Origin of the sequence: Pseudomonas sp. RAC1 (assembly GCF_030658255.1) — a bacterium.
Taxonomy (GTDB): domain Bacteria; phylum Pseudomonadota; class Gammaproteobacteria; order Pseudomonadales; family Pseudomonadaceae; genus Aquipseudomonas; species Aquipseudomonas boreofloridensis.
Map to the genome: position 1 here is coordinate 64,867 of NZ_JAUTXS020000010.1, position 12,759 is coordinate 77,625.

Consider the following 12,759-nt stretch of genomic DNA (forward strand, 5'->3'; position numbering starts at 1 on the left):
CCCTACCGGTCGCGGCGAACTGTACGCCTCAAGCGGCAAGCGGCAAGCCGCGGCGTCTGCGCGTGTCGTGCCCGAGCGCTTCGCAATCAGCTCGCCGCTCGCCGCTTCGCGCTTGCCACTCATACCTGAGTCTCCAGCGCGGGGCTGCGCCGCCAGCGGCGCGAGAGGCGGTCGAAGTACAGGTAGATGACCGGAGTGGTGAACAGGGTCAGCACTTGGCTCACCAGCAATCCACCGACCATCACCAGGCCCAGGGGCTGGCGCAGCTCGGCGCCGGAGCCCGTGGCCAGCATCAGCGGCAAGGCACCGAACAGCGCGGCCAAGGTGGTCATCAGGATCGGCCGGAAGCGCAGCAACGCGGCCTGGTAGATCGCCTCCTGCGGGCTCATGCCTTGGTGACGTTCGGCCTCCAGGGCGAAGTCGATCATCATGATCGCGTTCTTCTTGACGATGCCGATCAACAGGATGATGCCGATGATCGCGATCATGCCCAGGTCATTGCCGCTGATGAGCAACGCCAGCAACGCCCCGACCGCCGCCGAAGGCAGCGTCGACAGAATGGTCACGGGATGAACGTAGCTCTCATAGAGCACGCCGAGCACGATGTACATGGTCACGACGGCGGCGAGAATCAGCAGCAAGGTGCTCGACAGCGAGGCCTGGAAGGCCTCGGCGGCGCCCTGGAAGCGCGTCTGCACCCCCAGCGGCACGCCGATGTCGTGCTGCACCTGTTCGATCACCTGCACCGCTTCGCCCAGCGAAACGCCCTGGCCGAGGTTGAAGGACATCATCACCGCCGGGAATTGGCCGATGTGGGAAATTGCCAACTGCGCTTGGCGCTGCTCGATCCGGGCCAGCGCCGACAGGCGTACCTGTCCGCCATCGGCGGCCTTGACGTGGATCGATTCCAGCATCTGCGGACCGATGTTGGCGGCCGCCTGGGCCTGCAGCACCACGCGGTACTGGCTGGCCTGGGTGTAGATGGTGGAAATCTGTCGCTGACCGAAGGCGTCGTACAACGCGTTGGTGATCTGCGCCACGCTGATGCCCAGGCGGCTGGCCATGTCGCGGTCGATCGCCAGGTATACCTGCAGCCCCTTGTCCTGCAGGTCGCTGGCCACGTCGGTCAGCTCGGAGCGCTGCTGCAGCGCGTGCACCAACTTGCCGCTCCATTCGGCGAGCATGTCCGGATCGGGCGACGACAGGCTGAACTGGTACTGGGTGCGGCTGACGCGGTCCTCGATGCTCAGGTCCTGCACCGGCTGCATGAACAGGCGGATGCCGACCAGGCGCTCGAGTTGCGGCTGCAGCCGGGCGATCACCTGGCTGGCGGTGACGTCGCGCTCGGCATGGGGCTTGAGGTTGATCAGCAGGCGACCGCTGTTGAGGGTGGCGTTGTCGCCGTCCACACCGATATAGGACGACAAGCTCTGCACCGCCGGATCCTGCAGAATCACCTGGCTCAGCGCCTGCTGACGCTCGCTCATGGCGGCGAACGAGATCGACTGCGGCGCCTCGGAAATGCCCTGGATGACGCCGGTGTCCTGCACCGGGAAAAAGCCCTTGGGCACGATGACGTAGAGCACGACGGTGAGCGCCAACGAGGCCAGCGCGACCAGCAGCGTCAGCGGTTGATGCCGCAGTACCCAGCGCAGGCCATGGCTGTAGCGCTCGATCAACCAGTCGATCCAGGCACCGCTGGCGCGGTAGAAACGGCCCTGTTCCTCTTCCCGGGGCTCGCGCTTGAGCAGCCGTGCGCACATCATCGGTGTCAGGGTGAGCGACACCACCAGCGAGATCAGGATCGCCACCGCCAGGGTAATGGCGAACTCACGGAACAGCCGGCCGACCACATCGGCCATGAACAGCAAGGGGATCAGCACCGCGATCAACGAGAACGTCAGCGAAATCAAGGTGAAACCGATCTGCCGCGCGCCCTTGAGCGCGGCCTGCAGCGGCGTTTCGCCTTCCTCGATATGGCGCGAGATGTTCTCCAGCATGACGATGGCATCGTCCACCACGAATCCTGTCGCGATGGTCAGGGCCATCAGCGTGAGGTTGTTGATGGAGAAGCCGGCCAGGTACATCACACCGAAGGTGCCGACCAGCGACAGCGGCACGGCAATGGAAGGAATGATCGTGGCGCTGAAGCGGCGCAGGAACAGGAAGGTGACCATCACCACCAGGGCAATGGCGAACAGCAGTTCATGCTGGACGTCGCGCACGGCGGCGCGGATGGTCTGGGTGCGATCGGTGAGCACGCTGACGTCCAGGCCCGCCGGGAGGTTGTCGGTGATCGACGGCAACATCGTCTTGATGCGGTCGACCACATCGATGACGTTGGCCCCAGGCTGACGCTGGATGTTCAGCAGCACGGCGTGGTTTTCATTGGCCCAGGCGGCCAGGCGTTCGTTTTCGGCGCCATCGACGATCTCGGCGACGTCCTTCAAACGCAGCGGCGCGCCGTTGCTGTACTTGAGGATGAGGTTGGCGTATTCCTCTGGGGAGCGCAGTTGGTCGTTGGCGTCGAGCATCGACACCCGCGTCGGCCCGTCGAAGTTGCCCTTGGGCTGATTGACGTTGGAGGCGCCGACCAGCGTACGCACGTCGTCCAGGCTCAGGCCGTTGGCCGCCAAGGCATCGACATTGACCTTGATGCGCACCGCCTGGCGCTGGCCACCGGCGATGCTGACCATGCCGACGCCGCTGATCTGCGCGATCTTCTGCGCCACCCGGGTATCGACCAGGTCGTTGAGTTTGGGCAAGGGCAGCGTGCGCGAGCTGATGGCCAGGGTCAGCACCGGCGTGTCGGCCGGGTTGACCTTGTTGTACACCGGCGGCGCCGGCAAGTCGCTGGGCAGCAGGTTGCTGGCGGCATTGATCGCCGCCTGCACCTGCTGCTCGGCGACATCCATGTTCATGTCCAGGTTGAAGCGCAGGGTCAGGACCGAGGCGCCGCCGGAGCTGGTCGAGGCCATCTGGCTCAGCCCCGGCATCTGGCCGAACTGACGTTCCAGCGGTGCGGTGACCGCGCTGGTCATCACTTGCGGGCTGGCGCCGGGGTACAGGGTCATGACCCGGATGGTGGGATAGTCCACCTGCGGCAAGGCCGCCACCGGCAGCAGGGTGTAGGCGATCAGGCCAGCCAGCACGATGGCCAGCATGGTCAGCGTGGTGGCGACCGGGCGCAGGATGAACAGCCGCGAGATGTTCATGCCCCCGCCTTGCTCGACTCACCGGCCTGGGTGGCATCCTTGGTTTCCTGGCCTTGCAGGTGCTGACCCGCAGTGGCGGGCACCTGTGAACTGTCGTCGACGATCTCGACCTGGGTGCCTTCGCGCAGGCGGTCGGTGCCTTCCAGGACCAGGCGCTCGCCATCCTTGAGGCCGTCGAGAATCACGCTGTTGATGCCATCGCTGGCACCGACCTTGAGCTTGCGCACATTGACCTTGTCGTCGGCGCCGACCACATAGGCGAAGGTGCCGTCGTTACCGAACTGGATCGCCGCTGCCGGGGCCAGCACCACCTGCTTGAGGGTGTCGGCCAGCAGGCGCACGTTGACGAACTGGTTGGGGAACAGGGCCCGGTCCTTGTTCTCGAACAGGCCCTTGAACTTGAGGGTGCCGGTACTGGTGTCGATCTGGTTGTCGAGGCTGCCGAGCACGCCGGTGGCCTGCAGCTTGCTGTCGCCCCGGTCCCAGGCTTCGACGGTCAACCGTGCGCCGCTGCGATAGCGCTCCAGCACGGTGCCCAGTTCGGTTTCCGGGAGGGTGAAGACGACGTTGATCGGCTCGGTCTGGGTAATCACCACCAGCGCCGTGGTGTCGTTGGCCGCCACCAGGTTGCCCAGGTCCAGTTGACGCAGGCCCAGACGCCCGCTGATCGGGGCACGGATCTGGCTGAACTCCAGGTTCAACCGCGCATCGTTGACCGCCGCCTGGTTGGTCTTGACCAGCCCCTGGAACTGACCGACCTGAGCCTCGGCGGTGTCCAGGGTCTGCTTGGCGATGCTGTCTTCGGCGTAGAGGCCTTTGTAGCGGGCCACATCGACCTGGGCATTCTTGAGCTGCGCCTGGTTCTGCGCCAGGGTGCCTTCGGCCTGTTGCAGGGCGATGCGATAAGGCCGCGGGTCGATCTCGGCGAGCAGGTCACCGGCCTTCACCTGCTGGCCCTCGGTGAAGTGAATCTTCACCAGCTCGCCAGCGACGCGGCTGCGTACGTTGACCGTGCTGGTCGCCGTCACGGTGCCCAAGGCTTTGTAATACAGCGGGAAATCACCGACGCGGACCGGCTCCACGCGCACGGGCACTGGATCGCTGGACGCGCCGAAACCCGGTCGCCCGCCCTTGCCCATGCGTACCGCCGGGTCCGTGTGCTTGGGCGCAGCCGCAGGCCACAGCCACCAGGCCAGCAGGGCCACCAGCAGCAGGATCAGCAGGCCGATCAGCCAGCGACGGGGGGAGCGGGAAACGGAAGCTTGCATGGATTGAACGAACCTTGTTCAGAGAGTGGCGGCCGGAGAGGCTGAACGATAAGCACTGGCATCGGTTTAGCAAAGGAGCTTTACCAGGGATTTACCATTGGCTGACGTTGCTAAAACAATGAACTTTAAATGAAAACGGCCCGGAAAGGCGTCCGGGCCGTATTGCCGCGTCTTTTCAGCGAGGCTGCCGCGTGCACAGCGCGCAGCGGCGTTGACCCAGGCTTACTTGAGGACAGCCAGCGCCGCGTCGTAGTTCGGCTCGTCGGCGATTTCCTTGACCAGTTCGGCGTGCAGGACCTTGTCCTGTTCGTCCAGCACTACCACGGCACGGGCGGTCAGGCCTGCCAGCGGACCATCGGCAATGGCTACGCCGTATTGCTCGATGAACTCACGTCCGCGCAGCGTGGACAGGTTGTGCACGTTGGTCAGGCCCTCGGCGCCGCAGAAACGGGCCTGGGCGAACGGCAGGTCGGCCGAGATGCACAGCACCACGGTGTTGGGCAGGTCGTTGGCCTGGGCGTTGAATTTACGCACCGAGGTGGCGCACGTGGGGGTGTCGACACTGGGGAAGATGTTCAGCACTTTGCGCTTGCCGGCATAGTCCTGGAGCGACTTGTCGGCCAGACCTTCGCCAACCAGGGAGAAGGCCGGCGCCTGGGCACCGACCTTGGGCAGCTCGCCGTTGACCTGAACCGGGTTGCCTTTGAGAGTCACTTGAGCCATGGCGCGAATCCTTATGGGTTTGAAAAGGATCCCGAGTTAATCGTTTTTAGCGCCAGCCTGCAAGCGGGCAAGCCCGCAGGCTTTGACTCACTCAGGCCAGCAGGCCGTAGACCACCGAGCTCAAGGCTACCAGGCCGATCGCCACGACGAAGAGGTTCGACAGCGCGCCGCTGTATTTGCGCATCGACGGCACGCGGCGAATGGCATACATCGGCATCAGGAACAGCAGCACCGCCAGGATCGGACCACCGAGCGACTCGATCATGCCCAGGATGCTCGGGTTGAGCGTGGCGACGATCCAGCACACCACCAGCATCAGCACCGCCACGACACGATCCAGGGTCTTGGCGCCCGGGCGAGCGCCGGTCTTGGCGATGATGCCTTTGAGGCCTTCGCTGGCGCCGATGTAGTGGCCCAGGAACGACTTGGCGATGGCCACGAAGGCGATCAGCGGCGCGGCGAAAGCGATGGCCGGATTGCTGAAATGGTTGGCCAGGTACGACAGGATCGACAGGTTCTGCGCTTTGGCTTCGGCCAGTTGCGCACTGCTCAAGGTCAGAACACAACTGAACACGAAGAACAGCACCATCGCCACCATCAGCAGGTGCGCCCGCGCCAGGATCTGCCCGCTGCGCTCATCGGCATGGGCACCGTAGCGGCGTTTCTGGTCCACGGCGAACGCCGAAATGATCGGCGAATGGTTGAACGAGAACACCATCACCGGAATCGCCAGCCACAGGGTATGCAGCAGCGACGAGCCGGACGGCACCTGGTGCGCGGTATCGAGGATGCCACCATTCCAATGCGGCACCAGGTACAGCGCCAACAGCGCCAGGGCGACGATGAACGGATACACCAGCAGGCTCATGACCTTGACCGTGGCCTGCTCGCCGCAGCGCACGATAGCCAGCAGGCCGAGAATCAGCACGAACGACAGGATCGCCCGCGGTGGTGGGGTCATGTGCAGTTGGTGCTCCATGAAGCTGGCCACGGTGTTGGTCAGCGCCACGCTGTAGATCAGCAGGATCGGGAAGATGGCGAAGAAGTACAGCACGGTGATCAGCGCGCCAGCAGTGATGCCGAAATGCTCTTCGACCACTTGGGTGATGTCGCCTTCCTTGCTGCCGGAGAGCACGAAGCGGGTCAAGGCCCGGTGCGCATAGTAGGTCATGGGAAATGCCAGCGCAGCCAAGACCAGCAGCGGCCAGAAGCCACCAAGACCGGCGTTGATCGGCAGGAACAGCGTACCGGCACCAATGGCCGTGCCGAACAGGCCCAGCATCCAGGTGGTGTCTTGACGTGACCAACTGCCGAGGGCAGCGTGTTGGGTCGATTCGAAGCGTTGCTCGACGCTTTGGGCCTGCTCATTCATCCGGGTGCAACTCCACTCGCAAGACTGCAACAGGCTGAGCATGGCGAGACACGAGACTCACGCCACCCCCAACCGAAAAAGAGGGGCGCGATTGTGCACTGAATGGGGGCGAATGCGAAGCCCTGTTGGCATGAGGGATGGGTGTAGCAGGGAAACGCTGCCCTCTGGAACGGCGTGGCGCCGCTTCCAGAGGGCGCTGACATCAGCCCTGCTGCACCGCCGCGAAGGCCTCGGCGACGCGCTGCAGGTTATCCTCGCGCAGCCCGGCCATGCACACTCGACCGCTGTCGAGAATGTACACACCGAACTCGTCACGTAGACGACGCGCCTGCTCGGGGCTGAAGCCGGTGTAGCTGAACATGCCGCGTTGGCGCAGGAAGAACTGGACGTCCTGGCCTGGCAGGTGTCGGGCCAATGCCTCGACCAGGCCTTGGCGCATGGCCAGGATCCGCGTGCGCATGGCGCCGACTTCCGCTTGCCATTGCGCGTTCAACTGCGCGTCGCCCAGCACGCCGGCGACCAGCAGCGCGCCATGGCTGGGCGGGCTGGAGTAGTTGCGGCGCACGGTCGCCTTGAGCTGACCCAGCACGCTGTGCGCGCTGGCGATGTCGTCACAGACCACCGACAGCCCCCCTACCCGCTCGCCGTACAGCGAGAAGATCTTCGAGAAGGAATTGCTGACCAGGCAAGGCACGCCGGCACGGGCCATTTCGCGGATGGCGTAGGCGTCCTCGACCAAGCCCTCGCCGAAGCCTTGGTAGGCGATGTCGAGGAACGGGATCAATTGGCGCGCCTTGACCACTTCGACCACCTGCTGCCATTGGTCCTGGCTCAGATCGACGCCCGTCGGGTTATGGCAGCACGGGTGCAGCAGCACGATGCTCTGTTGCGTCAGCGCCTGCAGGCTCGCCAACATGCCCTCGAAGTCGAGGCCACGGGTGGCTGGGTCGAAATACGGGTAGGTATGGACCTTGAATCCGGCGCCTTCGAAGATGGCGCGGTGGTTGTCCCAGGTTGGATCGCTGACCCAGACCTCGGCCTGCGGGAAGTAGCGCTTGAGGAAGTCGGCGCCGACTTTCAGCGCCCCCGAACCGCCAACCGTCTGCACCGTGGCCACTCGGCCCTCGATGATTGCGGGGTGGTCTGCACCGAACAGCAGCGCCTGGATCGCCTGGCGGTAGCTGGCCAGGCCTTCCATCGGCAGGTACAGCGACGCCTCGTGCGGCTGGCCGGCCAGACGCTTCTCGACTTCGCTCACCGACGCCAACTGCGGCACCACGCCGGCTTCGTCGTAGTACAGGCCGATACTCAGATTGACCTTGTCGGTCCGCGAATCGACCTTGAAGGCCTCCATCAACGAGAGAATCGGGTCGCCGGCATAGGCATCGACATGTTTGAACACAGCGCGCAGCTCCTTGGAATCAGGACAGTCGGAAGGACAGGCCCGAGCATACCTGCAGGAGCGAGCGAGGAACATCACTGGATGTGCAAGGTGGGTGTGCGGCGTTGCAATGCCGAGGGTTATGACAGCATGGAAAATTGAGCGGAAACGCACCACGGATCTTTCAGAAAGGGCCGTCTTGCTGTGCCTGCGCAACGATTTATCTTGTTGTCGTTGCAGTATCGACGTTATACAGGCCCCACCCGGAGAGGTCATGAAACCTGAAAGGACGTATCACTCTATCGGTCGTTACGCCATAGCGTTTGATGTAAGTGTATTTATCATAAGACCTGGGGAATGCTGCGACTTCCCCGAAACCAATCTCCCCTCCGTCCATGGAGCACACTATAAAGTGGTGAGTGCCATGCGAGAGCTTTACGAGCGAATGCTTGCTGATGAACGTGTTTGCACACTGCAAGTCTCTGTTTCCAGACCTCTCAGCAGACAGCAAGCCGACAGACTTAACGAAAACAAAATCACCATTGCATCACTGGTCGGCTTGATCGTTGCCCGGGGCGCCGGGTGGGCAATGCCGAAGGTATCTGGCAAATTGGCCAAGGGGGCCGTAGGCGGCGTATCCGGTAGTGCAGCGGCGTTCGCGACTCGGAAAGCGCTGACTCCCTACCATGCCGGCGATGTTATGGTAGTTCTCCAGGCTGAGGTTAAAGGTGGTATCGGACCTCAAGTATCAACTACCATGCTCATTATCTAGATTTGAAATGACTGAAATCTACCTGGCACTTGCACTACTACTGATAGGTTTCCTGCTGGAGTGGCTGTGCGAATCGCCTCGCATTCGTAGGAGTTTAGGTCTCGCATTAATCATGGTAGGTGTAGCCGTTTGGTCAACACTGGGCGTTAAACGATTTCTTCACTTGGACGGTGCTTGGTGGGGCTGGGCTTTGATACTCCTCGGCAGTTTCCTATTGTCTAAGCGTGCCAAGTTTTTTGATCGCTCAGATGCCAGTTCCCACTGAAATTCCCAGTGCGCATTGGCACATACCTTGCGAACTTTGGTACGAAAAATCGAAGGCCTGTGCCTTGCTGGAATCGACCAAGAGACCGAGCTGAAGTCATGCTGTCTTGAGCCACTAAAATCAAGCGAACCATTCACTCGTCGACTTGCCTCTCCAGCATCCCTTGCAGCTCCAGCCACTGTACCTCGGTGACCGTTACGCCTCGGTCTGACGACAGCTCACGCTCGATGAACCGCCGCTGCCCCGGCAAGCGTGACAAGCCCGCGGCGTGCATCTGCTCCACCAACGCGGCGCTGCGGTAGGAAAACGGGGTGGCTGTGCTCTTGGCCGGGTCGATGACAATGATCAATTGGCCGGTCCAGGGCGTCTTCGCGCCGGGGTGCTGAGACCAGTCGAACTCCCACGAAAAGTGCCCGCCCGTCAGCCCTGCGGCCAGGAGCTCGACCATCATCGACAGCGCCGACCCCTTGTGTCCGCCGAACGGCAGCAAGGCGCCGCCGTCGAGCATCGCCTGGGGATCGGTGGTCGGCTCACCGGCGGCATCAACCCCCACGCCGGTCGGCAGTTGCTCACCCTGACGCGCAGCGATCTGCACATCGCCATGGGCCATGGCGCTGGTGGCCATGTCGAAGACGATTGGCGGATGCCCGGCGCAGGGCGCGGCGAAGGCAATCGGGTTGGTGCCGAACAAGGGTTTGCGCGCGCCATGGGGCACCACGCAGGTCATGCTGTTGACCACGCTCAGGGCGATCAGGCCCTCTTCGGCGAACGGTTCGACGTCCGGCCACAGCGCCGCGAAATGATGGGAGTTGTGTATCGCCAGCACCGCAATGCCAGCGCTACGTGCCTTGTGCACCAGCAGTTGCCGGGCCGCAGCCAGGGCCGGCTGGGCAAAACCGCCCTTGGCATCGACCTGCACGAAGGCCGCCGCGACATCGTTGACCTCAGGCACCGCACGCCCGTCGACCCAACCGCTGGCCAAGGTCGAAACGTATCCCGGCATACGGAACACGCCATGGCTGTGCGCGCCGTCACGCTGGGCGCTCGCGCAATTAGCGGCGAGCACACCGGCCACCGCTTCGCTGCAGCCGTGACGTTGGAAAACCTGCTGCAACAGCGCCTGCAACTCGGCCAGAGGCACACGAATCAAGGGTTCGATGGACACGGACATACACGGCTCCTTGCAGTGATAGCGGGTCGGTGGCATGGCAGACACTCTTCGGCCAGCACCGCCACATTGTCAAATCTGACGATCACCACATGCGGTCATTGCGCTTCATTGCAACGCTGCAATGATCCAACTGCATCGTTAATTATTATTGACCCGCGCCCCTGGCAAACCCCTACAGCCTCGGGCATGCAGCCCTGCACACCCCGGAAAACCGCGTTAAACCGCTCGCTCAGTCGTTTGACATATCGAACGGCTCTGGCAAGCTAGATCCCATGCCCCGACCGGTTTCGCAGCCAATCGCTGCGCCGGCAGTGCTCGGGGCTTCAGGCCGCGCACTTCAGGCTTCAGGCCGCGCGCCTGCATAACAACGACAGGTAGTACCTGTCCCAAGGTGACATATGTCCAACAGCAACATTGGCAACAAACAACCCGCCCTGCGCAAACCCGTCGTCCTGATGACCATGGGCACCCAAGAGCGCAAAGGTCACGACTACCAGGTCATGACCCACAAGTACATCACGCCCCTGGTCGACTTCGCCGACTGCATCCCGGTTCTGGTCCCCACTTGCTGTGGTACGGAGGCGCTCGAAGCCTACCTGGATATGGCAGATGGCGTGTACCTGACCGGCGCTGGCAGCAACATCGATCCGACCCTGTACGGTCAGCAGAACGAAACGCCCGGCAAAGCGCAGGACAAGGATCGCGACCTGTTCGACATCCCCCTGGTACAACTGGCCATCGCCCGTGGCCTGCCCATCTTCGGCATCTGCCGTGGCATGCAGGAAATCAACGTGGCCCTCGGTGGCGACATCTATCAGAAGGTCTACGCCGAGCCCGGGTTCAACGACCATCGGGAAAATCCTGATGATCCGGTCGAGGTGCAGTATGCCGCTTCCCACAGCGTCACCATTGAACCAGGCACCTGGCTGCGCGACACCCTGGGTAGCGATCAGATCCGGGTGAACTCGCTGCACGGTCAAGGCTTGCGCAACCTCGGGGAAGGCTTGCAGCCCATTGCGCGTGCCGAAGACGGTCTGGTCGAGGCCATCCATGCACCAAACCTTTCGCCCTTCCTGTTCGCGGTGCAGTGGCATCCGGAATGGCAGGCCGCGAAGAACCCGGATTCGATCAAATTGTTCCAGGCCTTTGGCGAGGCGTGCCGCGCCCAGGTACGTAAAGCTCAGGCCGGAAAACGCCATCAGGCGGCCTGATCTCGTACTTGATACCCTGATCGCGGGACGACGCAATGTCGTTCCGCAGTGGGACTGTCTGCCTTTGACCTGCGAACCAGACCTGGTCAGCACTCATCACGGCCCTACGCCTTAGACATACGATGACCTGGCCTAGTCTTGCTTGAACCTTCAAGTAGTCGATCTAAACCTGGACACACGCCTACCCGCCCTTCCCAAATAAATGCAACCGTGCGCACTTAGCTGAAAATGCTCGGTGCTCGTCGAACAGCGGGCCTGCTTGTCATCCTTCAAATCTCCGTCGCCTGGCATCGAAATTTTTCAACAGACCTCTTTGCAGAATCTCAGTTGTACGATAACTTACCTCTAGCCTTGAACCCTCTAGCGCCATAGGATGCTTCCAACAATGAATCCACAAGAACTGAAATCCATCCTCTCCCACGGCTTGCTGTCCTTCCCGGTCACCGACTTCGACGCTCACGGCGACTTCAATCCCGCCGGTTACGCCAAGCGCCTGGAATGGCTCGCCCCCTACGGCGCCAGCGCGCTGTTCGCCGCTGGCGGCACCGGCGAGTTCTTCTCCCTCGCTGCCAGCGAATACAGCCAAGTGATCAAGACTGCCGTGGACACCTGCGCCACCTCGGTTCCGATCCTGGCCGGGGTCGGTGGCGCCACTCGCCAGGCCATCGAATATGCACAGCAAGCCGAGCGCCTGGGCGCCAAAGGGCTGCTGCTGCTGCCGCACTACCTCACCGAAGCCAGCCAGGACGGGGTAGCCGCCCATGTGGAGGCGGTGTGCAAGTCGGTCAAGATCGGCGTCGTGGTGTACAACCGTAACGTCTGCCGGCTGAACGCAACCCAGTTGGAACAGCTTGCCGAACGCTGCCCGAACCTGGTGGGCTACAAGGATGGCCTGGGCGACATCGAGCGCATGGTGTCGATCCGCCGTCGCTTGGGCGATCGGCTGAGCTATCTGGGCGGCCTGCCGACTGCTGAAGTCTATGCAGCGGCTTACAAGGCACTGGGCGTGCCGGTGTATTCCTCGGCCGTGTTCAATTTCGTGCCCAAGACCGCCATGGATTTCTACAACGCCATCGCCCGCGACGACCACGCGACCGTCGGCAAACTGATCGATGACTTCTTCCTGCCGTATCTGGACATCCGCAACCGCAAGGCTGGCTACGCCGTGAGCATCGTCAAGGCCGGTGCCCGTATCGCCGGCTATGACGCCGGTCCCGTGCGCACACCGCTGACCGACCTGACCGACGATGAATACCATATGCTCGCCGCGCTGATGGACAAGATGGGCCCGCAATAGGCACAGCCCTGCGGCCAGCATAGGCCGCCGCCGGAGCACAGTTGCTCCGGCCTACAATTCGACCGCCCCGCACAACAATAACTA

The 12,759-nt window shown here is 62.7% G+C and carries 9 protein-coding genes; 3 read left to right on the forward strand and 6 right to left on the reverse strand.

What is annotated here, in order from left to right; all coding sequences use genetic code 11:
* Window positions 1–119: 119 nt before the first annotated feature.
* The 5 genes from Q7C30_RS01640 to Q7C30_RS01660 form a co-directional block, all read right to left on the reverse strand.
* On the reverse strand, window positions 120–3,215 hold the full coding sequence (locus tag Q7C30_RS01640) for an MdtB/MuxB family multidrug efflux RND transporter permease subunit (protein WP_317870415.1): 3,096 nt from the start codon (window positions 3,213–3,215) through the stop codon (window positions 120–122).
* On the reverse strand, window positions 3,212–4,483 hold the full coding sequence (locus Q7C30_RS01645) for an MdtA/MuxA family multidrug efflux RND transporter periplasmic adaptor subunit (protein ID WP_317870416.1): 1,272 nt from the start codon (window positions 4,481–4,483) through the stop codon (window positions 3,212–3,214). The genes Q7C30_RS01640 and Q7C30_RS01645 overlap by 4 nt, the downstream gene beginning before the upstream one ends.
* 222 nt (window positions 4,484–4,705) lie before the next feature.
* Entirely contained in the window at window positions 4,706–5,206 is a 501-nt protein-coding gene (gene tpx / locus Q7C30_RS01650; protein ID WP_029615159.1) for a thiol peroxidase, read from the reverse strand.
* 91 nt (window positions 5,207–5,297) lie between these two features.
* Entirely contained in the window at window positions 5,298–6,578 is a 1,281-nt protein-coding gene (locus Q7C30_RS01655; RefSeq protein WP_317870417.1) for a serine/threonine transporter, read from the reverse strand.
* A gap of 202 nt (window positions 6,579–6,780) precedes the next feature.
* Window positions 6,781–7,980 (reverse strand): amino acid aminotransferase, encoded by a 1,200-nt coding sequence (locus Q7C30_RS01660; protein WP_317870418.1) that lies wholly within the window; start codon window positions 7,978–7,980, stop codon window positions 6,781–6,783.
* A gap of 253 nt (window positions 7,981–8,233) precedes the next feature.
* Between Q7C30_RS01660 and Q7C30_RS01665 the strand changes: the two genes are divergently transcribed.
* Complete coding sequence (locus tag Q7C30_RS01665; protein ID WP_317870419.1) at window positions 8,234–8,731, forward strand: hypothetical protein; 498 nt, start codon at window positions 8,234–8,236, stop codon at window positions 8,729–8,731.
* A gap of 398 nt (window positions 8,732–9,129) precedes the next feature.
* Here Q7C30_RS01665 and Q7C30_RS01670 read toward each other — a convergent pair whose 3' ends face one another.
* On the reverse strand, window positions 9,130–10,167 hold the full coding sequence (locus Q7C30_RS01670; RefSeq protein ID WP_317870420.1) for an Ldh family oxidoreductase: 1,038 nt from the start codon (window positions 10,165–10,167) through the stop codon (window positions 9,130–9,132).
* Window positions 10,168–10,565: 398 nt separating this feature from the next.
* Here Q7C30_RS01670 and Q7C30_RS01675 point away from each other — a divergent pair, with 398 nt between their 5' ends.
* Entirely contained in the window at window positions 10,566–11,378 is an 813-nt protein-coding gene (locus Q7C30_RS01675; protein ID WP_039577605.1) for a type 1 glutamine amidotransferase, read from the forward strand.
* Window positions 11,379–11,763: 385 nt separating this feature from the next.
* Complete coding sequence (gene kdgD, locus Q7C30_RS01680; RefSeq protein WP_317870421.1) at window positions 11,764–12,675, forward strand: 5-dehydro-4-deoxyglucarate dehydratase; 912 nt, start codon at window positions 11,764–11,766, stop codon at window positions 12,673–12,675.
* Window positions 12,676–12,759: the final 84 nt, after the last annotated feature.